The sequence below is a fragment of the Amycolatopsis sp. WAC 01376 genome, from assembly GCF_003947415.1.
In the GTDB taxonomy this organism is placed as follows: domain Bacteria; phylum Actinomycetota; class Actinomycetes; order Mycobacteriales; family Pseudonocardiaceae; genus Amycolatopsis.
Genome location: NZ_QHKL01000005.1, coordinates 87,214 through 108,775 on the forward strand (window position 1 = coordinate 87,214; position 21,562 = coordinate 108,775).

29 protein-coding genes and 1 pseudogene are annotated in these 21,562 nt (G+C 67.8%); 16 read left to right on the top strand and 14 right to left on the bottom strand.

What is annotated here, in order from left to right; translation table 11 throughout:
- Positions 1–436: 436 nt before the first annotated feature.
- On the bottom strand, positions 437–1,831 hold the full coding sequence (locus DMH03_RS26530; protein WP_233611659.1) for an NB-ARC domain-containing protein: 1,395 nt from the start codon (positions 1,829–1,831) through the stop codon (positions 437–439).
- A 259-nt stretch (positions 1,832–2,090) separates the two neighbouring features.
- Between DMH03_RS26530 and DMH03_RS26535 the strand changes: the two genes are divergently transcribed.
- Together DMH03_RS26535 and DMH03_RS26540 are read left to right on the top strand one after the other, a co-directional pair.
- Positions 2,091–2,798 carry a hypothetical protein gene (locus DMH03_RS26535; protein WP_125794738.1) on the top strand — a complete coding sequence of 236 codons (708 nt, stop codon included), beginning with the start codon at positions 2,091–2,093 and terminating at the stop codon, positions 2,796–2,798.
- Positions 2,782–3,132: an MmcQ/YjbR family DNA-binding protein gene (locus tag DMH03_RS26540; RefSeq protein WP_125794739.1), complete on the top strand. Its 351-nt coding sequence runs from the start codon at positions 2,782–2,784 to the stop codon at positions 3,130–3,132. Before DMH03_RS26535 ends, DMH03_RS26540 begins: the two co-directional genes overlap by 17 nt.
- A 401-nt stretch (positions 3,133–3,533) precedes the next feature.
- Here the strand turns inward: DMH03_RS26540 and DMH03_RS42625 are convergent, their stop codons facing one another.
- From DMH03_RS42625 to DMH03_RS26560, 4 genes and pseudogenes are all read right to left on the bottom strand, one after another.
- Entirely contained in the window at positions 3,534–3,719 is a 186-nt protein-coding gene (locus DMH03_RS42625; RefSeq protein WP_233611667.1) for a hypothetical protein, read from the bottom strand.
- Positions 3,720–3,947: 228 nt separating this feature from the next.
- A pseudogene (locus DMH03_RS43055) lies at positions 3,948–4,082 on the bottom strand (hypothetical protein); the annotation flags it as partial.
- Positions 4,052–4,417, bottom strand: coding sequence for a hypothetical protein (locus DMH03_RS26555; protein ID WP_233611660.1), 366 nt, complete (start codon positions 4,415–4,417; stop codon positions 4,052–4,054). The gene DMH03_RS26555 and the pseudogene DMH03_RS43055, both read right to left, overlap by 31 nt.
- 144 nt (positions 4,418–4,561) lie before the next feature.
- Positions 4,562–4,969, bottom strand: coding sequence for a VOC family protein (locus DMH03_RS26560; protein ID WP_125794740.1), 408 nt, complete (start codon positions 4,967–4,969; stop codon positions 4,562–4,564).
- Positions 4,970–5,301: 332 nt separating this feature from the next.
- On the opposite strand from DMH03_RS26560, the gene DMH03_RS26565 reads away from it, so the two are divergent.
- Entirely contained in the window at positions 5,302–5,781 is a 480-nt protein-coding gene (locus DMH03_RS26565; RefSeq protein ID WP_125794741.1) for a DUF2975 domain-containing protein, read from the top strand.
- On the top strand, positions 5,781–5,993 hold the full coding sequence (locus tag DMH03_RS26570; protein WP_125788292.1) for a helix-turn-helix transcriptional regulator: 213 nt from the start codon (positions 5,781–5,783) through the stop codon (positions 5,991–5,993). Before DMH03_RS26565 ends, DMH03_RS26570 begins: the two co-directional genes overlap by 1 nt.
- Here DMH03_RS26570 and DMH03_RS26575 read toward each other — a convergent pair.
- The gene (locus DMH03_RS26575) at positions 5,990–7,303 is read right to left on the bottom strand and encodes a cytochrome P450 (RefSeq protein WP_125794742.1); all 1,314 of its coding nucleotides are present in this window, start codon (positions 7,301–7,303) and stop codon (positions 5,990–5,992) included. The two genes, DMH03_RS26570 and DMH03_RS26575, sit on opposite strands and share 4 nt — an antisense overlap.
- Before the next feature lie 71 nt (positions 7,304–7,374).
- On the opposite strand from DMH03_RS26575, the gene DMH03_RS26580 reads away from it, so the two are divergent.
- Positions 7,375–7,992, top strand: coding sequence for a UdgX family uracil-DNA binding protein (locus DMH03_RS26580; protein ID WP_125794743.1), 618 nt, complete (start codon positions 7,375–7,377; stop codon positions 7,990–7,992).
- Between the two features lies 1 nt (position 7,993).
- Here the strand turns inward: DMH03_RS26580 and DMH03_RS26585 are convergent, their stop codons facing one another.
- Together DMH03_RS26585 and DMH03_RS26590 are read right to left on the bottom strand one after the other, a co-directional pair.
- A complete protein-coding gene (locus DMH03_RS26585) occupies positions 7,994–8,194 on the bottom strand; it encodes a hypothetical protein (protein ID WP_125794744.1) in 201 nt (66 codons plus the stop codon).
- Positions 8,195–8,273: 79 nt separating this feature from the next.
- Positions 8,274–9,236 carry a TIGR03557 family F420-dependent LLM class oxidoreductase gene (locus tag DMH03_RS26590; protein WP_125794745.1) on the bottom strand — a complete coding sequence of 321 codons (963 nt, stop codon included), beginning with the start codon at positions 9,234–9,236 and terminating at the stop codon, positions 8,274–8,276.
- A 111-nt stretch (positions 9,237–9,347) separates the two neighbouring features.
- On the opposite strand from DMH03_RS26590, the gene DMH03_RS26595 reads away from it, so the two are divergent.
- The 4 genes from DMH03_RS26595 to DMH03_RS26615 all read left to right on the top strand — a co-directional run bounded on the left by DMH03_RS26595 (position 9,348) and on the right by DMH03_RS26615 (position 12,497).
- A complete protein-coding gene (locus DMH03_RS26595; RefSeq protein ID WP_125794746.1) occupies positions 9,348–9,680 on the top strand; it encodes a plasmid stabilization protein in 333 nt (110 codons plus the stop codon).
- Positions 9,681–10,193: 513 nt separating this feature from the next.
- On the top strand, positions 10,194–10,982 hold the full coding sequence (locus DMH03_RS26605) for a SigB/SigF/SigG family RNA polymerase sigma factor (RefSeq protein ID WP_125794748.1): 789 nt from the start codon (positions 10,194–10,196) through the stop codon (positions 10,980–10,982).
- Between the two features lie 47 nt (positions 10,983–11,029).
- The gene (locus tag DMH03_RS26610; protein WP_125794806.1) at positions 11,030–11,851 is read left to right on the top strand and encodes a helix-turn-helix domain-containing protein; all 822 of its coding nucleotides are present in this window, start codon (positions 11,030–11,032) and stop codon (positions 11,849–11,851) included.
- Between the two features lie 64 nt (positions 11,852–11,915).
- Positions 11,916–12,497: a dihydrofolate reductase family protein gene (locus DMH03_RS26615; RefSeq protein ID WP_125794749.1), complete on the top strand. Its 582-nt coding sequence runs from the start codon at positions 11,916–11,918 to the stop codon at positions 12,495–12,497.
- 223 nt (positions 12,498–12,720) lie between these two features.
- On the opposite strand, the gene DMH03_RS26620 is transcribed toward DMH03_RS26615, so the two are convergent.
- From DMH03_RS26620 to DMH03_RS26630, 3 genes are all read right to left on the bottom strand, one after another.
- Positions 12,721–13,050, bottom strand: coding sequence for a DUF3140 domain-containing protein (locus DMH03_RS26620; RefSeq protein WP_125794750.1), 330 nt, complete (start codon positions 13,048–13,050; stop codon positions 12,721–12,723).
- 32 nt (positions 13,051–13,082) lie between these two features.
- The gene (locus DMH03_RS26625) at positions 13,083–13,541 is read right to left on the bottom strand and encodes a hypothetical protein (RefSeq protein WP_125794751.1); all 459 of its coding nucleotides are present in this window, start codon (positions 13,539–13,541) and stop codon (positions 13,083–13,085) included.
- 94 nt (positions 13,542–13,635) lie between these two features.
- Positions 13,636–14,097 carry an SRPBCC family protein gene (locus DMH03_RS26630; protein ID WP_125788301.1) on the bottom strand — a complete coding sequence of 154 codons (462 nt, stop codon included), beginning with the start codon at positions 14,095–14,097 and terminating at the stop codon, positions 13,636–13,638.
- 135 nt (positions 14,098–14,232) lie between these two features.
- Between DMH03_RS26630 and DMH03_RS26635 the strand changes: the two genes are divergently transcribed.
- Genes DMH03_RS26635 through DMH03_RS26660 form a run of 6 tightly spaced genes read left to right on the top strand, consistent with a single transcriptional unit; the run spans position 14,233 to position 18,843 of the window.
- A complete protein-coding gene (locus DMH03_RS26635) occupies positions 14,233–14,646 on the top strand; it encodes a phage holin family protein (protein WP_125794752.1) in 414 nt (137 codons plus the stop codon).
- Positions 14,643–14,948, top strand: coding sequence for a DUF3618 domain-containing protein (locus tag DMH03_RS26640; protein WP_125794753.1), 306 nt, complete (start codon positions 14,643–14,645; stop codon positions 14,946–14,948). Before DMH03_RS26635 ends, DMH03_RS26640 begins: the two co-directional genes overlap by 4 nt.
- On the top strand, positions 14,945–15,211 hold the full coding sequence (locus DMH03_RS26645; RefSeq protein ID WP_125794754.1) for a DUF4235 domain-containing protein: 267 nt from the start codon (positions 14,945–14,947) through the stop codon (positions 15,209–15,211). The genes DMH03_RS26640 and DMH03_RS26645 overlap by 4 nt, the downstream gene beginning before the upstream one ends.
- A 2-nt stretch (positions 15,212–15,213) precedes the next feature.
- Positions 15,214–16,509, top strand: a complete 1,296-nt coding sequence (locus DMH03_RS26650; protein ID WP_125794755.1) for an NAD(P)/FAD-dependent oxidoreductase — start codon at positions 15,214–15,216, stop codon at positions 16,507–16,509.
- 13 nt (positions 16,510–16,522) lie between these two features.
- The gene (locus DMH03_RS26655; protein ID WP_125794756.1) at positions 16,523–17,023 is read left to right on the top strand and encodes a hypothetical protein; all 501 of its coding nucleotides are present in this window, start codon (positions 16,523–16,525) and stop codon (positions 17,021–17,023) included.
- A 29-nt stretch (positions 17,024–17,052) separates the two neighbouring features.
- Positions 17,053–18,843 (top strand): thiamine pyrophosphate-requiring protein, encoded by a 1,791-nt coding sequence (locus tag DMH03_RS26660; protein WP_125794757.1) that lies wholly within the window; start codon positions 17,053–17,055, stop codon positions 18,841–18,843.
- Positions 18,844–18,924: 81 nt separating this feature from the next.
- On the opposite strand, the gene DMH03_RS26665 is transcribed toward DMH03_RS26660, so the two are convergent.
- The 3 genes from DMH03_RS26665 to DMH03_RS26675 form a co-directional block, all read right to left on the bottom strand.
- Positions 18,925–19,695 carry an SDR family NAD(P)-dependent oxidoreductase gene (locus DMH03_RS26665; RefSeq protein ID WP_125794758.1) on the bottom strand — a complete coding sequence of 257 codons (771 nt, stop codon included), beginning with the start codon at positions 19,693–19,695 and terminating at the stop codon, positions 18,925–18,927.
- A gap of 33 nt (positions 19,696–19,728) precedes the next feature.
- A complete protein-coding gene (locus DMH03_RS26670; protein WP_125794759.1) occupies positions 19,729–20,325 on the bottom strand; it encodes a TetR/AcrR family transcriptional regulator in 597 nt (198 codons plus the stop codon).
- Positions 20,326–20,407: 82 nt separating this feature from the next.
- Entirely contained in the window at positions 20,408–20,776 is a 369-nt protein-coding gene (locus DMH03_RS26675; RefSeq protein WP_125794760.1) for a helix-turn-helix domain-containing protein, read from the bottom strand.
- A 78-nt stretch (positions 20,777–20,854) separates the two neighbouring features.
- On the opposite strand from DMH03_RS26675, the gene DMH03_RS26680 reads away from it, so the two are divergent.
- The gene (locus DMH03_RS26680; RefSeq protein WP_125794761.1) at positions 20,855–21,379 is read left to right on the top strand and encodes a GNAT family N-acetyltransferase; all 525 of its coding nucleotides are present in this window, start codon (positions 20,855–20,857) and stop codon (positions 21,377–21,379) included.
- Positions 21,380–21,562: the final 183 nt, after the last annotated feature.

Below are 21,562 nucleotides of genomic sequence, written 5' to 3' on the forward strand. Positions count from 1 at the left end.
GCCCCAGGTCAAGCGTTGCGAAAGCGCGGTCGCGTGTGCTTGGACGGACGGCACTCGTGTCGAGATGGACGACACCCGTGATCAGAGGGACGACACGCGTGTCGTCCGTCCAGTCACACGTGTCGTCCGTCCAGTCACGGGTGTCGTCCGTCGGATCACACGTGTCGTCCGTTCGGTACAGGTGGTCCGGAAGCCTCAGTGCCCCGCCGCACGTGCCATCAGCTCACCGGTGATCCGGTCGTAGCGCGGGTAGGTGTCCTTTTCCGACTCCAGCGCGAACAGCAGCTTGCCGTCCTCGATCGCCACGATCCCGGCATCGTGACCCTCCTTAATCGACAGAATCAGCCTTGTGTCACCGGATTTCGCTCGCCATCTTTCATCGACTCATTCACACCGCCGCGGCCCGTTGACCGGAAGCGCCGCACGGGGAGAACAATCAACCTTCGGACGAGCCACCCGGCAGCGTGCGCACAGCCTCGTGGCGCAGCGATTCGAACGCGTTCTTCCTTGCCCTGCGGCCCACCATCGGGACGGCGGCGGCGAACGGGCTCGGTTCGCGTTGCCGCTCGGCGGCGAACGCGCTGACCAACCGGGAGACCGCGTACCGGCCGGCGACGTTGGCACGCTGGAGAAGTCCGGCGTCCACTACGGATTCGAGGAGTTCGTCGGCGGTCTCGATCATGATGCCCATCGCCGCCGCGATGCCGATCGACGTCGTCCAGCCCGCCCCGCTCTGCCCGAAGTGATGGATGGCCTCCCGTTCGGCGGCCGAAAGCCGTTCATACGCCGAGGTGAACCGGTCCCGGACATTGACGTCTCCCACGGCGAGACTGTCCATCAGCCGCTCGCGATCGGCGAGCTGGCCCGCTGTGTACGCGATCGCCCATTCCGGACGTGCGGCGATCTTGCGGCCGACGATGTTGATCGCCAACGGCAGATCCCCGCACAACTCGGCGATCATGTCGGTGGCGCCGTGTTCCGACCGCACCCGGCCCTGGCCGGCGATCCTGCCGATCAATGCCAGCGATTCCTTGCGGGAGAACGTGTCCAGCTCGATCCGGTTCGTGTCCTCCAGCCCGAGCAGCCGGGCGCGGCTGGTCACCACGACCTGGCTGTGCGGGGCCCGGCCCAGCAGCGGCCGCACCTGTCCTTCGTCGCTGACGCCCGCGAGGAGCACGAACAACCTGCGTTCCGCGAGCAGGGATCGGTACAACCCGATCCGCTGCATCGGGTCGTCGGGCACGAGATGCGCCGGCACGCCGAGTGCGCGCAGGAAACCCCGCACGATCCCGTTGGCCGACCGGCCACCGGTTCCGCCGTCCCCCAGATCGGCGTAAAGCTGCCCGTCCGGGAAGTCCGCCGCCACCTCTTCGGCCAGCCGTAAGGCGAAAGCCGTCTTCCCCACGCCGATCGGCCCGCTGACGAGCAACGGCACCTTGACCGGCCCGGTCGCCCCGATCATCCCGGCGGCGTCGGCCAGATCCCTTTCCCTGCCGACGAAAGTCCTCGATCCCATGGGCAGCTGAGCCGGATGGGCGAGGCGGATGACGCCGGATGCCATCGCGGGCGCGCCATGCGGCGGAACTTCCGCCTGCGGTGACGTGGGCGCACGGTCCTCCCGGACCTCGGCGCCGCTCCCGGTCTGCCCGGCGAGACTCCGCCAACGCCGTTCCCACGCCGCACGATCCCCACCGCACGCGGAGACGAACGCCAAGGTCACGGCGAGAGTGGGCAGCCGGTGGCCGCTGGCCGCGCTGGACAGCACGGAAGGTGCGAACAGTGCCGTCCTCGCGAGTTCCCGGTAGCTCGGGTTTCCCGCTCGGTTCCTCAAAACGCGCAGATCGTGAGCGAATGCGGCGATCGGACCGGTTGTACCGTCCAACGGTCGCTCGGGTCTGCCCATGCCATCTCCTCCCCTGGATGGGGTAACGCAATCGCGCTGCGTGACCGCCACCCCTGCGGCCTTCCTGTCCACAACCCTAAAGGACCAATCAACCATGCAGCAGATACAAATAGGTGACTCAATGTACAAAGTCCAATAGTTGGACGCGGAAATTCACCCCCTTGGTGGCACCGGATAGGGTTCGCCCATGTCTGACGCCCTGCCGCCACTCGCCGAACTCCGGCGGGCCGCCGAAGTGTTCAACGGCTTCGCGAATGCCGACACCTCTTGGCTTCGACTCCTAGCGGAAGTGTCCGATCAAAACGGGCTCTCCGCGATCGACCTGTCACAGCCCGCACATCGCACAATTCTTCTTCGCTGGTTGAACTCGTGGGGATGCCGGATCCGATACCCTCGGGACGGCGAACCCGCCCCCTTCGACGAGGGGGTCCAGGCTTGGTGGGAGACCTGGGGCGCCACTCTCCCGTCCGTCGCCCTCTCCGACCTGACCGACGCGGGGATCGACACCGCCGCGAAGGCGTACGCGGACCTCTCGGGCGTCGTCGTCTCAGCCGGACGGGCCCGGCGCACACTCGGTCCGACCGCCGCGGCCAAGGCACTGTATGCGTTGCGGCCCAACACGGTCATGCCGTGGGACGCCGCCATCGCGGCCGCCCTCCACGGCGCCCGCGACGGCGCCGCGTTCGGCAGGCACCTCCGGCTCGGCCGCGACTGGGCCGCCGCGGTGATCACGGAGGCGGGAGACGACGGGGAGGACATCCCCGCCCTGGTGGGCAGGCCCGTGTCACTGGCGAAGGTCCTCGACGAATACCTCTACGTCGCCTTCACCATGGGCGCCAAGGGTGACTGGGGAACAGACAGCGGAGAATGGTGGAAAAATGGTAACCGGGGATGACGTCAGAAAGGTCGCTTCGGAGCTTCCCCGCGCCTATGAGGCACTGGTCCGGGACCGGGCGAAGTTCCGCGTGGGGCGAATCGTCTTCCTTTCGCTCTCACCCGACGAAACCGTGATGGGATTCGGCTATCCCAAAGAGGAGCGGGAAGCGCTGGTGGCAGGCGAGCCGGACAAGTTCATGATGCCGATTCCCTCCGATATGCGCTATCAGTGGGTTCGCGTCCGGCTGTCCGCGATCGATTACGAGGAGTTACGAGAGCTGATCGTCGACTCGTGGCGAATGTGCGTACCCAAGAAGGTCTGGGCGGAATACCTGAAAAAGAACCCGCGGTGAAATCCTCCTTTCGGCGTGCGCCGTTCAGCCCCCTCGACTGCCCTTTTCGGTCGCGTGAATCGCCATTCGGCCGACAGAAAAGGGGCGGGGTGCCTGGATTCGGGGGCGGGCCCAGCGGTGGGCTGAAGGCTCCCTTCGCCGCGTCTGATGCGGTGAAGGACGCTTTCGGCCCCTCGCCGACTCCTGTACCGAACGCCTTCCGCCGCCGGTAAGTCCGTGAGGGCCTCCTTCCCTACCTTGAGCGTAGGGAAGGAGGCCCTCACGGAGTCCCACCCCGCCCGGCGACCTCTTCGATGGCGGAGGTTCCGCGAGAGCCGGGAGTTCCGTACCGATCCCAGACCTCGTTCAGCCGGATCCGCCCGTCCGGCAGGATCTCCGGCGTGTTCGTGCTGTGCCCCCGATCACTTGATCGAGTACGCCATGTCGATGGTCCCGTCCTCGCCGCACTTCCCGGTGAGCGACCCGAGCCGCACCCCGCCGCCGGTCAGTTCGGCCCACACCAGGTCGTCCTTCTGCCGGTACAGGGTGACCGGCGCGTCCGGGTCGGTGCTGACCTTGCGGAACCGTTTCCCGTCGGAGTTGATCATCCGTTCTGCTCCGGTCGAGTCGGGAACCACAGGTCGTCCGAGGTGAGATCCGCGAGGTCGTACTTCCCGAGCGCGCCGGCCAGGAACCGCAGTTCGAGTTCGAGGCAGCGCACGCGCCCCTTCCCAGATCCGCCCCGACACGAGTAGCGACGCGTCGTGTTTGCCGATCCGGCGCAGGCATTCCACCAGCGGCAACCCCGCCTGGTCGAGGAACACCGACGGCGCCCGGCCGGTGCCGCCCTCGGCCCCGTCCACGGTGACGGCGTCCGCGCCCGCCACCCACGCGGCCTGCGCGGCCTCGCCGACGTCGCGGCCTGGTGATCTCGGCCCGCCTAGTTCCGGTTCCCGTAGGACTGCTCGCACGGGTATCCGTCACGGTCGGCGTCCCAGCTCAGCGGACGGCCCGCGTTCACCCAGGCGCTGAACGCGTACTCGAAGGAGTAGCCCTCGGCGAGAAGCCGCTGGCACGAAGTGAGGCGCTGGACGGCGGGCGCCCGGGTGACCGTCATCGGTGGCTCCACCACGACCACCGAAGTGGGCGGCGGCGCGAGGACGACAGCGGTGGTGGTCGAGGGAGGTGCGATCTCGCGCACCACGGTGATCGGTGTACCGGCGGTCGGTGTCCCACAACCGCCCAGTCCCACGACGGAAACGACGGCACCCGCCGAAACCAGCAGTGCCGCGATAATCCTGTTCATATCCTTGCCTCCCGATGAAACCGCCGGACCCTCTACGGAGGAGAACGGCGTTTTCACCGGTGCCATGACAAGAATCGCGTGATCGAGGCCCGAAGTCCCCGGAAGTCGGGAGCTTCGGCAGGGGGTGGATCGGGCCGGAAAGCCCTAGGACTGGATGACGTTCACCATCCACGAGATGCCGAACTTGTCGGTGCAGGCACCGAATTCGTCACCCCACATCTGCTTTTCGAACGGGACCGAAACCGTGCCGTCGGCGGACAGTTTCTCCCAGTATCCGCGCAATTCCCCGCTGTCATCACCACTGAGGCTGACCGACAGGTTGGTGCCCGGTTTGTGCTCCATTCCCGGCGGCGTGTCCGACGCCATGATCGTGTAGCCGCTCGGCGTGTCGAGCTGGCTGTGCATGATCTGGTCCTCCACCGGCGAACCGGCCATCCCGGATTCACCGAACGTATTCAGCGTCAGTTCTCCGCCGAACACCGACTTGTAGAACTCCATGGCCTGCCGGGCGTCACCGGCGAAGCTGATGTAAGGATTGAGACGGGAAGCCACTGGAACGCTCCTTCTGGTCGGGTCACGAGCATCCTGGCAGACCCCTCCTGGCGCGACAACGGCTGAGCAACCGCCGGGTGAATTCCTTCGCGCAACGAAAATTCAACCCTTCACCGAATGCGGTGAGCGATTCCCTCATGGACTCGTCGTGAATGCTGGTTTTGTGTCCGCGTATGCCCGGACTTCGAATACGCGTGACCTCGGCTCAGGACCGGCGCGACCTCGCGATCCCGACCCCACCCGGGCCGCCACGCCACCCCAGCCGCCCCCGAACCACCGCGCCTCGATACCAACCGATTGACTTTCGATAGATAACGCGCGAAACTCGATGTATGATCACAGGGCAACGGGCAGTCGCGCCGCTCAGAGTGTTCCTCCTGCTGCTGTTCGGGATCCTGGTCCTCTTCCAGACCATGTCCCTGCCGGGGCAGTTCGCGCACATGGCACGGCAGGATCCCGAAATGGCGTATCTACGCTGGCCGGCGACGGCGGTCTCCATCTTCTGGGTGCTGTGCGTGCAGGTCGTGGTCGTCGCCACGTGGCAACTGCTCACCCTGGTCAAGAAGGACCGGATCTTCACCGAGGCGTCCCTGCGGTGGGTGGACGCCATCGTGTGGGCGATCCTCGCCGGCTGGCTGGTGCTGGCGGGCGTGTTCCTCTACGTCGGTTTCAACGCCGAAGACCCGGGTCTGCCGCTGCTGTTGTTCCTGGCGTTGATCGGCGTCGCCGTGCTGGGCCTCCTGATGGTCGTGATGCGCACGCTGCTGCGCCAGGCCACCACCCTGCGGTCCGATCTGGAACAGGTGATCTGATGCCGATCGTCGTCCGCATCGACGTCGAACTGGCCAAGCGCAAGATGAGTGTCGGCGAGTTCGCCGAACTCGTCGGGCTCACCCCGGCGAACGTGGCGGTGCTGAAGAACGGGCGTGCCAAGGCCGTCCGGTTCAGCACGCTCGAAGCGATGTGCCGGGTGCTCGAATGCCAGCCCGGCGATCTGCTCGAGTGGGTCGAAGACGAGTCTTAAGCCGTCGAGAACTTCAGGTGGAAGTTGTCCAGCGTCGCGGGCAGTGGCCGCTCCGGCCCGAGTACGGCGCCGGAGGCCAGCTCGAAGCGGTGATCCCGGATCAGGTGCGCCAGCATCGTGCTCGCGCAGAACAGCACCAGATCCCGGCCGGGGCAGATGGCCGGTCCGGCGCTGAACGGGACCAGGGCGGGATTCGCCGCCGCGCTGCCGTCGAGCCAGATCCCGGGTTCGAACCGGTCGGCGTAGGGCAGGGATTCGGGGTCGCGGTGGAAGAACGGGGTGAAGATGAGGATCGTCGTCCCCGCGGGACCCCAGGCGGTCTCGGCCGTGCTCTCGCGCAGCAGGGCCGGAGTGGTCGGCCACAGCCGCACCGATTCGAGGGCGCACGCGCGCAGGTAGGTGAACTGGTTCGGCACGGTCAGGTCGGCGGCGGCGACCTCCTCGCCGGCGCGTTCCAGCGCGGCGGGATGGGTCGCCAGCAACGCGAGCGCGCGGAAGGTGACGATCCCGGCGGCGTCGAACGCGAAGAGCCAGTGGGCGACCTGGTCGGCGACGACCTCCGTCGTCCGCTCGCCCGACGGGCCCGCCGAGGCGATGGCTTCGGCGAGACTGCCCGGCTCCGCCCGTTCCAGGTGACCGATGAGCCGGGTGCGGAACTGATCGTGGAGCCGGTCGCGCCGGGGGTGCGCATACGCCCAGTTCGCGTCCTTCCGCAAGCGGGCGAGCGCGTCGGTGAGGCCGTCGTCGCTCGCCGCGGAGTCGCCGAGAGTGACCCGGCGGACCATCCGCCACCAGGCCACGTTGAAGGTGTCCCAGTCGAGGGTGCCGCCGTTCCAGAGCGACGCCGCTTCCTCGGCGATCGCCGAGGCGAATGGGACGGCGAGGTCGTGCAGCGGCCTGCCCGGTTCGAGGACTTCCTCGTTGAGTTCGCGGCGCGGCGGCCGGTCCACCGCGTCCGAGATCAGCACGCCGTGTGGCTGGAAATGTCCCAGCGCCGCCCGCTTCTCCTTGGTCGACGGACTGAACGGGACCGGACTGGCGGCGAGCACCTCGCCGACGTCTTCGCCGGACAACGCGAGATCGATCGAGCGGCCGGGCACTCGCAGGCGCAGCGGCCCCGGACCGTACTGCGAGCGAAGCCCGCACAACAGGCGCACGGCGGAGCGGTCCAGCTGGAGTTTCTGGGCAGCGGCCATCCCCAGCGGCCGCCGTTTGATCACGCCGCCCGCGAGCGTGGGCAGCACGACCCGCAGTGCGACACGCACGGTGTCCTGGACGGATGCGATGGCTGGTTCGGTCTTGGTCGCCATACCGACGGACTACCCGTCGCGGCGTTCGCGTAACCGGTTTGTCCCACGGCCGGGCGGGGAATCCGGGCCCCATGGCGACCAAGGCACCCGGGGCGGCCCCACCGGAGACCGCCGATCTCGGCAAGCTCCGTTCGGCGGCATCCGGCTGCCGCGGATGCGACCTCTACCGTGACGCGACCCAGACCGTCTTCGGTGAAGGCCCGCGCACAGCGGAGATCATGGTGGTCGGCGAACAACCCGGCGACCAGGAGGACCGGGCGGGCGCCCCGTTCGTCGGGCCCGCCGGGCGGCTGCTCGACCGGGCTCTCGACGAAGCGGGCTTCGACCGCGAAAAGATCTACGTCACCAACGCGGTCAAGCACTTCAAGTTCAAACGCGACGAACGCGGCAAACGGCGTATCCACAAGACGCCGTCGAAGACCGAGATCGTCGCCTGCCGTCCGTGGTTGCACGCCGAGCTGGCGGCGGTCCATCCGGAGCTGCTGATCTTCCTCGGCGCGACCGCGGCGAAGGCACTGCTCGGCGACGACTTCCGCATCACCCGGAGCCGCGGGGAGCGGATCGAGCTGGCGGAGTTCGACCTCACCGCGGTCGCCACGGTGCACCCGTCCGCGGTGCTGCGCGCGCCGGACCGCGACGAGGCCTATCAGGCCTTCGTCGCGGACCTCGTCACGGCGCGCGGTCGCTGAATCAAGCCACTTCGGAGCTGCGGCTGCTGCCGCCGCCGTCGTGCAGGCCGAGCATGTCCAGCAAGGTCGCGCAGTCTTCGGCACTCCTCGCCTGTGAAGCCACGGCGAGGGCCGCCTTGCGGCGGATCGCCTCCTGCTCCGGCGTGTCCTGGCCTTCCGGCAACAGGTCGGGTACCGGATGAAGCCCGAGTTCGTTGTTCATCAGTTCCCCCTTGGGTGAAGGATGACGTGCCGCACTGGTACCCGCGTCCGCGGGCTCGCACACTCCGGTTCCGGGTGAATCACCCCCGCAACGCCGGGAGCAGCGTGTCCTCGGCGAACCGGAGAAAGCCTTCCTGCTGGTCGCCGCCGATCTGGATCAGGGCGAGGTCGGTGAACCCGGCCGCCTCGAATTCACCCGCCTGCTTCACGATCCGGTCGACGTCGGAGCCGCACGGGATGCCCGCGGCGACGTCCTCCGGTTTGACGAACTGGGTGGCCCCGGCGAACCCCGCGGGCCCCGGCAGCTCGGCGTTGACCTTCCAGCCACCGGCGAACCAGCGGAACTGTTCGTGCGCCCGCTGGATCGCGGCGTCGCGGTCTTCACCCCAGGACACCGGCATCTGCGCGATCTTCCTGGTGGGCGGGCCGAGTTTGGTGGCGTCCCACTCCCGGCCAAGCGATCCGTCCGGTTCCACCGCGATCATCGCGTCGGCGATCGGCGCGAACCGCGTCACCGACTGCGACCCGGACACCGCGACGGCGATCGGGACACGCTGCTCCGGGAGGTCCCAGAGCTTCGCCGAGTCCACCCGGAAGTGGTCACCCGCGTAGTTGAAGTACCCGCCGTCGAACAGCCCGCCGATGATCTGGATCGCCTCGGCGAGCATCTCGTGGCGGACGTTCGCCGGCGGCCAGCCGCGGCCGACGACGTGCTCGTTGAGGTTCTCCCCCGCACCGAGCCCGAGCGTGAACCGGCCATCCGACAGCGCTTGCACGGTCGCCGCCTTCTGCGCCACCACGGCCGGGTGATAACGCATGGTCGGGCACGTCACGAAGGTCATCAGTTCGACCCGTTCGGTGCTCTGGGTGACCGCTCCCAGCACGCTCCACGCGTACGGCGAATGTCCCTGCGCGTCCAGCCAGGGCGAAAAGTGGTCGCTCATCACCTCGAAGTCGAAACCCGCCTTCTCGGCCCCGGCGGCGTAGCCCACCAGGTCCTTCGGTCCGGCCTGTTCGGTCATGAGTGTGTAGCCGATGCGCATCGAAGCCTCCTTCGCGTCCGACCTCCGCGTACCCGCCCGTTCCCGAGGTCAACCGGACGTTTATCCGGTGAATCGAACGGGGTACCTGACCCGGGGAAGAGAGGAGGCGCGATGCCGCAGCAGGCTTGGAGCGACAAACGAGAACGTCAGTACGAACACATCAAGGATTCGGCCGAGGATCGAGGGGCGAGCACCGACCGGGCCGAGGAGATCGCCGCGCGCACGGTCAACAAGAACCGCGCGCAGGCGGGCGAGTCACGCGAGGCGAGCCGGACGTCCCTCCAGGACATGTCACCTCAGCGGCGGGGCGGCATACGGTCCGGGAACCGCTTGGGCCCGAACAGCCCGACCAAGGACCAGCTCTACAACGAAGCGAAGCAACGCAACGTCGAGGGCAGGTCGAAGATGTCCAAAAAGGAGCTTCAGCGCGCCCTGGGCCGTTGATCACGCGTCTCGCGGCGGGTCCCCGCCGCGATCACCTTACGGCCACGGACGGATGGGTTTCGTAATGGATGCACACGGACGGGGCGGCCTGACTCCCCAAACCCGGCCACAGTCGGACGGACTGTCCGACCGGGTCGAACTCCGCCTTCCTGCCGAGGCGGAGCAGATTCCCCTCGTCCGCACGCTCACCCACGGTGTGGTGTCCCGTGCGGACTTCGGCTTGGACGCCATTTCAGACGCGAAGATGGCCGTCGACGAAGCCTGTTCCCAACTTGTCCAGCCCGCTGCACTGGGAGCCGTTCTTTGTTGTGTGTTTCACGAGGTACCGGAAGGAATCGCCGTCTCGATCTCGACACGGACGGCGAAGCCCTTCTTGCCGAGCGAGACGACGTTCGGCTGGCACGTCCTGACGACCTTGGCCGGCTCGGTGGCCGCACGATGCGAGCCGATTCCCGGCGGAGTGGGGGGTACGACGACGATCGACCTCGTCCTGGCCCCGGGAACGAGCGACGGGTGAGCGGCGAGCGCAAGACCCTCACGCGTCAGGCGGACGACTACGCCCATTGCGAAGCCCTCTTCGACGAGATGTCCTCGTTGCCGGAGGACTCCGGACGCCGCCAGGATCTGCGTGCCCGCCTCGTCACCGAACTGCTGCCGCTCGCCGAGCACATCGCCACCCGGTTCTCCGGCCGGGGCGAGCCTCGCGAAGATCTGGTGCAGGTGGCGCGGATCGGCCTGATCAACGCGGTCGACCGTTTCGATCCCGGCCGCGGGCACGATTTCCTCTCCTTCGCCGTCCCGACCATCATGGGCGAGGTCCGGCGGCATTTCCGGGACACCGGCTGGTCGGTCCGGGTGCCGAGGCGGCTCAAGGAACTCCACGTCTCCCTCAGCCAGGGCACGGCCGCGCTGTCGCAGCGGCTCGGCCGCGCGCCGACCCCGACCGAACTCGCCGAATACCTCGGGCTCGAAGTCAACGAAGTGCGCGAAGGCCTGCTCGCAGGCCAGGCGTACCAGACGTTGTCGGTCGACAAGCCGGTCCACGACAACGCCACCGAGGCCCTTTCGCTCGCCGACACGATCGGCGAAGAGGACCACGAGATGGCTCTGGTGGAGACCCACGAGGCGCTGCAACCGCTGCTGCGGGAGCTCCCGAAACGGGAACGCGCGATCCTCGTGATGCGCTTCTTCGGCGGCTACACGCAGACGCAGATCGCGGAACGGATCGGCATCTCGCAGATGCACGTGTCGCGCCTTCTCGCGCAGACGCTGGACCAGCTGCGGGGCAAGCTCTCGGAGTAGCCGGACCGGGCATCGGCGATGCTGTGTGCGTGAAGTACGTGTCCCGAGTGCCGCGACCGCCGCTGGACGGGCTGATCGACGACCTCTACTACCTGGAGGGTTCGCCGCCGTATGCCCGGCTGACGCTGCCGCCGTCGCCGTCGGCGTTGCTCATCGTCAACCTCGGGGCGCCGTTCCGCATCCGTGCCGTCACCGACATCGAGACGACCGAGTACGCCGACGGCTGCGTGGTCACCACTCCCACGCGCGCGTGGGAGTTCGGCTACCCACCCCGGACCCGGTCCGTCGGCGTGCACTTCAAGCCGTGGGGGCCGGCGCCGTTCCTGCCGATGCCCGCGGCCGAGCTGTGTGACCGGCCGGCGACGGTGGAGCAGGTCTGGGGCAGGCCCGCCGTCACCGAGCTGCGAGATCGGCTGGCCGGCGCGGACGGACCGCACGAGATGCTGACGCTGCTCGAAGAGGAGCTGATGCGGCGGCTGTGCGAAACCGACGGCCTGGGGCTGGTCCGCCATACGAGCAGCGTCATCGCGGCGGCGGGCGGGGCGGTGGCGATCGGCGACCTGAGCGAGGCGGCCGGTGTCAGCAGTACTCATCTGGCACGGCGGTTCAAGGAGCTCATCGGCGTCACGCCGAAGCGGCTGGCCCGCACGTACCGCTTCACCGCCACCGTGTTCGCGATCGACCCCGCCGGACCGGTCGACTGGGGCGACCTCGCCGGTGGCGCGGGCTACTTCGACCAGGCCCACTTCGGCCACGAGTTCCGGGAGTTCACCGGGCTCACCCCGACCCGGTACCTCGAAGTCCGGCGGCGGTTCCTGCGCGAACACCCCGGCCACACGCTGGACGGCTGGCCGCTGCCCGCCGATTGATTTCTTACAAGAGCGACAGCTCACGACACGCTAATTTGAGGCTCCCCAAGCAGAGGAGCGCCCCGTGGGCAAGGTGGTCATGTACGGCTCGGTGTCGGTGGACGGCTTCGTCGCGGACGAGAACGACCAGCCGGGGCCGCTGTTCGACTGGTTGTCCGGCGGTGACGTCCCGTTGGACGAGAGCGGCGCGCTGAAGGTGTCGCAGGCCTCCTACGACCACACCCGCCCGTACTGGGACCAGATCGGGGTGACGATCGCCGGCCGCCACGTCTTCGACCTGACGGACGGCTGGGACGGGAAGCCACCGAGCGGGATCGATCACGTGGTCGTCGTGACGCACCGGCCGTCGCCCGAGGGCTGGGACCCGGAGGCGCCGTTTCACTTCGTCGACGGCGTCGAGGCGGCCGTGGCCAAAGCGCGGGAACTCGCGGGTGACCGCTTGGTCGAGGTCGCCGCCGGCGACGTCGGTGGCCAGGCACTTGCCGCGGGCCTGGTCGACGAGGTGCGCATGGACGTCGTACCCGTGGTGTTCGGGTCCGGAAAGCGCTACTTCGGGTCGGTCGACGCCCAGCATCTGCTGGAGGATCCCGACGTGGTGATCCAGGGCGGCCGGGTGCTTCACTTGCGCTATCGGGTGCGCCGGTGAAGGGGGTCGTGAGTGGCGATTCGGGTTAGGGCCAAGGCGGTCGTGGGTATGTCGTGAAGGGCCCCTTTGAGACGTTGAAGGTCTCAAAGGGGCCCTTCACGACATAGGAGCGCGACGCCGGACCGCCGGAAGCACTGTACGAGCCGCCCGCTGGGTGGTCGTGAGTGTTTCGGGTCGTTAGAACGACACATAACACTCACGACCCCTGTCGCGTACTCAACCCTCAAGCCGGCTTGAGCGGATCGTGCCCGATCGACATCAGCTTGTGCCGCCAGTGCGCCTCGCCCGCGACCGGTTCCAGATCGTCGCGTCGCTCGTCCGTGACCCGCTGGACGACCGAGCGCATCACCCGTTCGTCGTCGGCGGTGAGGTCGGTCCTGCGCTTGCCGAGGATGCCGAGCACATGCCGTCCGGTCGGGGTGCCCGCCTGGTCCGGCAGTGCTTCGTCCTCGGGGTCGGCCGACCGCGTGCGCAACCAGTCGGCCAGTTCCCGCGAAGTCATGTTGACCACGCGGTGGAATTCTTCCCACAGTTCGTCTTCGATCTCGTGCACGGCGAAACCTCCTGCCAGCACTCGACTTTCTACTACGTCGTGTACGGCGCCCGCTGTTCGATGGACGGGCTCGCGGCCGGGTAACGGCCGTCCTGGCCGGGCACCGGCGTCACCGTCGTGCCCTGTTGCTCGGGCTCGACGCGCTTCGGCCGGTTGATGACCGCTTCGGCCTCCTGCTCACCACGGATCCGCGAAAGCACGCTGAGCGTGATCGCGTGCGCGACGGCCAGGACCAGCAGCAGAACGCCCAGCCTGCCCACCACACCCGGAAGGTCGCTGCCCCCGATGTCGACGGTCGACAGCAGCGCCAGAACACCCAAGGTCGCGAGATGGAACAACACCGTGACGAGCCACGTCATGGACGCGCCCGCGGCCGGGTCGCCGTGGGAACCTCGCAGGTAGCGCTTACCGCTCTGGTAGATGATCAGACCGTCGAGCATGACCAGAGCCACCCCGATGACGAGGAAGGCCACGTATGCGTTGGTAGTCATGCCGGAACGCTCCCTTCGTAATGGACTCGCCCATGAGATACCCGGGACCTCCCCCGCGAAAACGCCGTCTTCCAGGGGAGGTCCCGGGTCGTCGTCAGCTGCCGGGGCGGTCCACGTCGCCGCGCCACGCGCCGGACTCGCGGCCGCGGCTCTCGATGAACTCCTTGAACCGCTTCATGTCGCCCTTGACCCGGCGGTCGAGCACGCCGAGTTTGTCGGCGACGTTCTCGGCGAAGCCCTCCGGGTCGATCTCCATCTGAGCCGTGACACGGGTCTTGTTGTCGTCAAGGCGATGGAAGGTGATGACGCCCGCGTGGTCGGGACCGGAGTCCGACGTCCACGCGACGCGCTCGTCGGGATGTTGTTCGGTGATGGTCGCGTCGAATTCCCGGCTCACCCCACCGAACTTGGTCACCCAGTGGGTATGCGTGGCGTCGATCTGGCGGATCTCCTCGACACCTTCCATGAACTGGGGGAAGCTCTCGAACTGGGTCCACTGGTTGTACGCGGTCTTCACCGGGACTTGGACGTCCACCATTTCGGTGATCGTGCTCATGCATCCTCCTGTCGGTTCGGTCTTTTCGAGCCGGCACTCCCCGGCTACCCGGCGCTCAGCGGGGCGAAACACGCCGTGATTGACCGACCGGTAGCCCGGGTACCCGGCTGGCAGAACGCTCCGAGGAGGTGCTCCATGATCGAAGAAACCCACCGGAAGCCGTCCGGGGAGAAGTCGGTCGGCGAACTGGTTTCCGACCTGAGCGACGAGGTCAAGCACCTGGTCCGCGACGAAATGCGACTCGCCGTTTTCGAGTTGCAGAAGAAAGGGAAGAAAATGGGGACAGGCGCCGGATTGTTCGGTGCCGCCGGCATTTTCGCGCTCTTCGGCCTCGCGACCCTGATCGCCGCTGCCGTGCTCGCGCTCGCCCTGGTCATGCCCGCGTGGCTGGCGGCCGTGGTGACCGGTGCGGCGCTGCTGCTGATCGGCGGCATTTCCGCCCTCATCGGCAAGAAGGAGGTCACGAGCGGGACCCCGCCGGTGCCGGAAGAGGCCATCGCGGGTGTCCGCGAGGACGTCGACACCGTCAAGCAAGGAGTGCGCTCATGAACGATTTCCCCAAGAACGCGGAAGAAGCCCGCGCGGATCGCGACGTGACCCGCGAGGAGCTCACCGAGACGCTCGACGCGCTCGGCCGGAAACTGGACGTCAAATCGAGGGTGAACGACAACCTCGACACCAAGGTCGACGAGGCGAGCGCCGCCATCTCCGACAAGGTCTCCGAGCCCGCGGCGGAGAAGTTCCGTCAGGGCACCGAAGTCGTCCGCGCGAATCCCCTGCCGATCTTCGCGGGCGTTCTCGCACTGCTCGTGACGATCCGGCTGATCATGCGAAAGAGGTCTTCGTCGTGAACAAGGTTCTCTACAAGCCGTTGAGCATGGTCGTCAGCGCCGCGGGCGGGATACTCGCCGGGATCGCGTTCAGGCAGATCTGGAAACGCGTGAGCGGCGAGGAAGAAGCGCCGGACGCCACGGACCGCGACTTCACCTGGACACAGGTGATCGTCGCGGCCGCCGCGCAGGGCGCGATCTTCGGCGCGGTCAAGGCCGCCACCGAACGGGCGGGCGCGGTCGGCTACCGCAAGGCGACCGGCGACTGGCCCACGGAGGACTGACGATGCGCGTGGTGGTCATCGGAGGCGGGTTCGCCGGCTACAACGCGGCCAAAACCCTCCTCAAGTCGGTCGGCGACGACACGGAGATCGTCGTGCTGAACCCGACCGACTATTTCCTCTATCTCCCCCTCCTGCCCGAAGTCGCCGCCGGAATCCTTGAGCCACGACGGATTTCGGTGTCCATCCCCGGCACGTTGCGCGGTGTGCGGCTGGTGCTCGGCACCGCCAAATCCGTCGACTTCGACGGCCGCAGCGTGAGTTACGTCGACCCCGAGGACCGCGAACACTCCCTCGGCTACGACCGTCTCGTGCTCGCCGCGGGCAGCGTCAACAAGCTGCTGCCGATCCCCGGCGTGCCCGAGTACGCCCACGGCTTCCGTGGTCTGCCCGAGGCTCTCTATCTGCGGGACCACATCACCCGCCAGATAGAACTCGCCGCTTCCGCGAAAGATCCGGCAGAACGCGACGCGCGCTGCACGTTCGTCGTGGTCGGCGCCGGCTACACCGGCACGGAGGTCGCCGCGCAGGGGCCGGCGTTCACCGCCGCGCTCGCCGCCAGGCACCCCGAACTGAAGGATCAGAAGATCCGCTGGCTGCTGCTGGACCTCGCCGAACGTGTCCTGCCGGAACTCGACCGGCGCCTCGGCGACACCGCCGACCAGGTGCTGCGGGAACGCGACGTCGAGGTGCTGATGAAGACCTCGATCGACAATGCCGGCGAAAACGGGGTCACGCTGACCTCCGGTGAATCCGTGCCGACGCACACCCTCGTATGGTGCGTCGGGGTCCGGCCGGATCCGCTGATCGAGGATCTGGGGTTGAAGACGGCCAAGGGCAGGCTCGTCGTGACAGCGCAGCTGAACGTCCCCGGACGACGTGACGTCTACGCGTGCGGAGACGCGGCCGCCGTCCCCGACCTGACCAGGCCCGGGGAATACACGCCGATGACGGCACAACACGCCGAACGGCAGGGCAAACTCGCCGGGCGGAACGTGGCCGCGTCGCTCGGGCACGGTTCGCACGGCACCTACCGGCACCACGATCTCGGTTTCGTCGTCGACCTCGGCGCCCGCCAGGCCGCGGCGAATCCCTTGCACATCCCGCTTTCCGGATTCGCCGCCAAGGCGGTCACCCGCGGCTACCATCTGCTGGCCATGCCGGGCAACCGGCTGCGCACCGCCACCGACTGGGCGCTCGACGCGGTGACGAAGCGGCAGACAGTCCAATTAGGACTCGTACGATCGGGTTCGGTGCCGCTGGACACCGATTCCCCCGAACTCCCCCGCACGAACTGCTAGAGGAGAGACGACCATGACCGCCGAAACCGATCCCGTCCGCGCCGAAGGCCCCTCGGTGGTCACCGATGGCGACGACGGGGCGAAGCTCCTGGTCCTCGATCCTGCGGGCGAGGGCAAGAACGGCGAGCTCCCCGCGACGTGGCGGCCGCTCGCGGCCCAGCGTCAGGTGATCTGGTGCAGGCTGCCTGTCGACGGCGCGCTCACCCAGGCCGAAGACGTACTCGGGGACGCGGAACCCGGCGGCCCTCCGATCGACGTCGTGGCCTCCGGCGAGGCAGCGGGAGACGCGCTCCGGCTGGCCGAGCGGCACCCGGGCGCCGCGTCCCATGTCCTGCTGATCGACCCGGTGCCGGACGAGTCCTCCGAACTGGCCGAGCGGGTGCGGTCCGCCGGCACCGCGGTGGCCGTCCTCCCCCACAGCACCGGTGAGCCGTACAACCGGGTGCCGCCGCCGCTGCCCCTCGGGCATCCGGACGTCGTCGCGGGGATCAGCAAGATCCTCGAGGACGTTTAGCCGCCGGAGGGCGGCGGTATCCGGCGACCATGAGCGAAACCGTTGCGGACCATGTTCTGACCAGGCTGCGCGAATGGGACGTGGAGCAGGTCTTCGCCTATCCCGGGGACGGGATCAACGGGCTGGTGAGCGCGTTCGGCGCGGCGAAGAACGAACCTCGCTTCGTGCAGACGCGCCACGAAGAGATGGCGGCGTTCGCGGCCGTCGGGTACGCGAAACTCAGCGGGCGGCCCGGTGTCTGCATGGCGACGTCCGGCCCGGGGGCGATCCACCTGCTCAACGGTCTCTACGACGCCAAACTCGACCACGTGCCGGTGGTGGCGATCGTCGGGCAGACGGCGCGCAGCGCGATGGGCGGCAGTTACCAGCAGGAGGTGGATCTCCAGGCACTGTTCAAGGACGTCGCGAGTGAGTACCTCGTCGAGGTGAACGTCCCCGAACAGCTGCCGAACGCGCTCGACCGCGCCCTCCGCACGGCCATCGCGCAGCGCGCGCCCACGGCGCTGATCATCCCGGCGGATCTGCAGGAGGAGCCCTACCACCCGCCGCAGCACGAGTTCAAGCACGTGCCGTCCTCACCGCCCGACCATCCGCGGGCCAGCGTCATCCCGCCTTCGGAGGAGGTCGCCCGCGCCGCGGAGGTGCTGAACGCGGGTGAGAAGGTCGCGATCCTGGTCGGGCAGGGCGCGCGCAACGCCGTCACCGAACTCCGCGAAGTCGCCGGACTCACCGGCGCCGGGGTGGCGAAAGCGTTGCTGGGCAAGGATGTCCTGCCCGACGATCTGCCGTACGTCACCGGCTCGATCGGCCTGCTCGGCACGCGGCCGACGTACGAGATGATGCGGGACTGCGACACGTTGCTGATCGTCGGCTCGAATATGCCGTACGCCCAGTTCCTGCCGGAATTCGGCCAGGCCCGCGCCGTCCAGATCGACATCGATCCCCGGTTCCTCGGGCTGCGCTACCCGACCGAGGTCAACCTGCTCGGCGACGCGAAGGGCACCCTGCAACAGCTGATTCCGTTGCTGGAGCGCAAAACCGGCCGTGGCTGGCGGGAAAAGATCGAGAAGAACGCCGGCGACTGGCACGAGACGGTGACCCGCCAGGCGATGCTGGAGGCGGATCCGGTCAACCCGATGCGGATCGTGCACGAACTGTCCGAGCGGATTCCCGAAGACGCCATCGTCACCGCCGACTCCGGTTCGGCCACCAACTGGTACGCCAGGAATCTCCGGATGCGCGGCCGGATGCGGGGCACGCTTTCCGGGACCCTCGCGACGATGGGATCCGGCGTCCCCTACGCGATCGGCGCGAAGTTCGCCCATCCCGACCGGCCGGTGATCGCCTTGGTCGGCGACGGCGCGATGCAGATGAACGGGATGGCGGAACTGCTGACCATCGCCCGGTACCGCGAACTGTGGTCCGATCAGCGATGCGTCATCTGCGTGTTCCACAACGGCGATCTGAACCAGGTCACGTGGGAACTGCGGGCCATGGGCGGCTCGCCGAAGTTCGAGCCGTCGCAGAGCCTGCCGGAAGTGTCCTATTCGGACTTCGCCCTCGAGGTCGGCCTCGGCGGGATCGCCGTCGACGATCCCGCCATGCTCGGCGAAGCGTGGGACGTCGCGCTGTCGGCCAATGTGCCGACCGTGCTCGACGTCCGCTGCGATCCCGAAGTGCCGCCGATCCCGCCGCACGCCACCATCGAGCAGATGAAGTCGATGACCGAAGCGGTCCTCAAGGGCGAACCCGACGCCTGGCACATGGTGACGCAGGGGATCAAGACGAAGATGCAGGAACTGCTGCCTTCGCGCCGCTGAGAGATGTCATGAAAGGGTCGTTCAGGACATTTTTCGTCCTGAACGACCCTTTCATGACATCCGGGACGACCTCGGCAAGCCTCAGGCGCTCGAGCCGCCGTCGAGGACGATGTCGTGCCCCACGACGTACGCGGAGTCGTCGGAAGCCAGCCAGAGGACCGCCGCGGCGATCTCTTCGACCGCGCCGATCCGGCCGATCGGGATGACCGCGCCGAGCCGTTCGGCGCGGTCGGCCTCGGTCTCACCGGGCCGGAACGACATGCCGGTGTCGGTGGCGCCGGGGCTGACCGCGTTGATCCGGATGCCCTCGGCGATGTGGTCGCGGGCGGCGGTGCGGGTCAGCACGTCCACGGCGGCCTTCGAAGCCGCGTAGGCGGCCATTCCCGGCAAGCGTTGGTGCGAGCCGATGTTGGACGACATGTTGACGATGACTCCGCCGCCGCTCGCCCGCATCTGGGCGATCTCGTGCTTCATGGACAGCCAAGTGCCCGTGAGGTTCGTCCGCACGACGGCGTCGAAACCGTCCTCGTCGAGATCCGCCGTCGGCGCGGGACTGCCGAGGACACCGGCGTTGTTGAACGCGATGTCGAGTTTGCCGTGCCGCCGCACGGTTTCGGCGACGAGACGCTCGACGTCGGCACCGACGCCCACGTCCGCGGTCACCGCGTCGGCGGTGCCACCCTCGACCTCGATCTCCTTCACCGTCTGACGCAGTTTCTCGCCGTCCCGGCCGGAAACGACGACTTGAGCGCCTTCACGCGCGAAAGCCGTCGCCGTGGCGCGGCCGATCCCGGACCCTCCTCCGGTGACCAAGACGACCTTGCCGCTGAATCGCTTCCCTGCAGTACCCACAGTAGCCAACTTTCTGGTCCGATCGTTCTAGTATCAGTGCTTGCGAGCGGCTTCGAGAACCGCGATGGCCTGCCCCGCCGTCGCACGGGCCCGCGCCGCGGGATCCGGCCCCTTGCCCAGCACCCGCATCCCCTGCAGGACGGTGAGCAGGAAGCCGGCCAGCGCTTCGGGGTCGGCGTCGCCGCCGAGCTCGCCTTGCGCCTTGGCCCGGCTCAACGCCATCCGCAAGGCCAGCTCGAGCGCGTCCCAGCTGCGCTCGACGACCCTCGCGACCTCGGGATCCCTCGGCATCATCTCCATAGCGGCGTTGACCACGAAACAGCCTTTGCGCGCCGATTCGCCGAGTATTTCGGCAAGATAGCGGTCGATGAGCCGCCGCACCCCGGCGAGCGCGGGCCCCGGCCCGGCGAAGTCCTCGACGAACCGCTCGTTACCCCTGGCGATGTAGCGGTTCAAGACGGTCAGATACAGCTCATGCTTGGTGCCGAACGTCGCGTAGAGACTTGCCTTGCCGATGCCGAGCTCGGCGACGAGGTCGCTGACCGAGGTGGCCTCATACCCCTGCCGCCAGAACAGTTCCAGCGCGGCGTCGCAGGCCGCGTCGACGTCGAATTCCTTCACCCGGGACATGAAGGAAGCTTAGCCACATCTGGACCGATCGGTCAAGAAAGCACTCCCCGCGAGTAGTCACCTACTTGCGAGGGGTGGAAGCTCAGGAAGCGGAGTCGTAAGTCGTCCGGGCCTTCTCCACCTTCGGCAGGTTCTCCGTCGACCACTCCGCGAGCGTCGCGAACAGCGGCGCGAGACTCCGGCCCAGATCACTGATCTCGTACTCGACCCGGGGCGGCACCTCGGCGTGATAGGTCCGGGTGAGGAGGCCGTCGCGTTCCAGTTGCCGCAGGCGTTGCGTCAGCACCTTCGGCGTGATCGAGCCGATCCGCCGCTCGAGTTCGACGAACCGCTGCCTGCCGAATTCGTTGAGCGCCCACAGGATCGGCGTGGTCCAGCGGCTGAAGACGAGGTCGACCACCGGGGCGATCGGGCAGGCCTGGACGGGGGTCGTCGTGGCGTCGGCGCGCATGAAGCCAAGGTACGCGGGTTGCCGACTTGTCATGATCCGGACACCCCATGAACCCATCTGTGCGCGTAACGTTCTGTTATGGACTTGACCACCGAAAGGCTCGTCGTCCGCGAGTGGTCCGAGGACGACGCCGAAGCCGCACTGGCGATTTACGGCACCACCGACGTGACCCGGTGGCTCACCCCGGCGATGGACCGGGTGACCGACACGGCGGCCATGCGTTCGGTGCTGCAGGCCTGGCAACAGGCGCAGCCGAATCTCGTACCCCCGCGGGGAAGATGGGCGGTGCGGCGCAAGGAGGACGGCGCGGTCGTCGGCGGGCTGGGCATCCACCTGCTGCCACCGTACGAAGAGGACCTGGAGATCAGCTGGCAGCTGCATCCGGACGCCTGGGGCGAGGGGTACGCCTCCGAGGCGGCCCGCGCGCTGATCGGCTGGGCGTTCACCCAGGACACGGACGAACTCTTCGCCGTCGCGCGGCCGAACAACACCCGTGCCATCGCGACCGCGAAACGGCTCGGGATGAGCTGGGTCGGGGAAACCGACAAATACTACGGGCTTCGCCTGCAGGTGTACCGGATCCGCCACACGGACATCGTCTAGGCCGTGTCCTGGACGGGCCGGGCGGACTGACCCGGAGGCAAGAGCAAAGGTCCCTTGCTCCCCCGCGCGGTGACCGTGTGGATTTCTGGTCATCCAACGCACCAAATCCACACAGTCAGCGACGGCCCTGACAGCGAGTGAGAGGTGTGTGGATATAGGGACACTCAACGTCCCTATATCCAC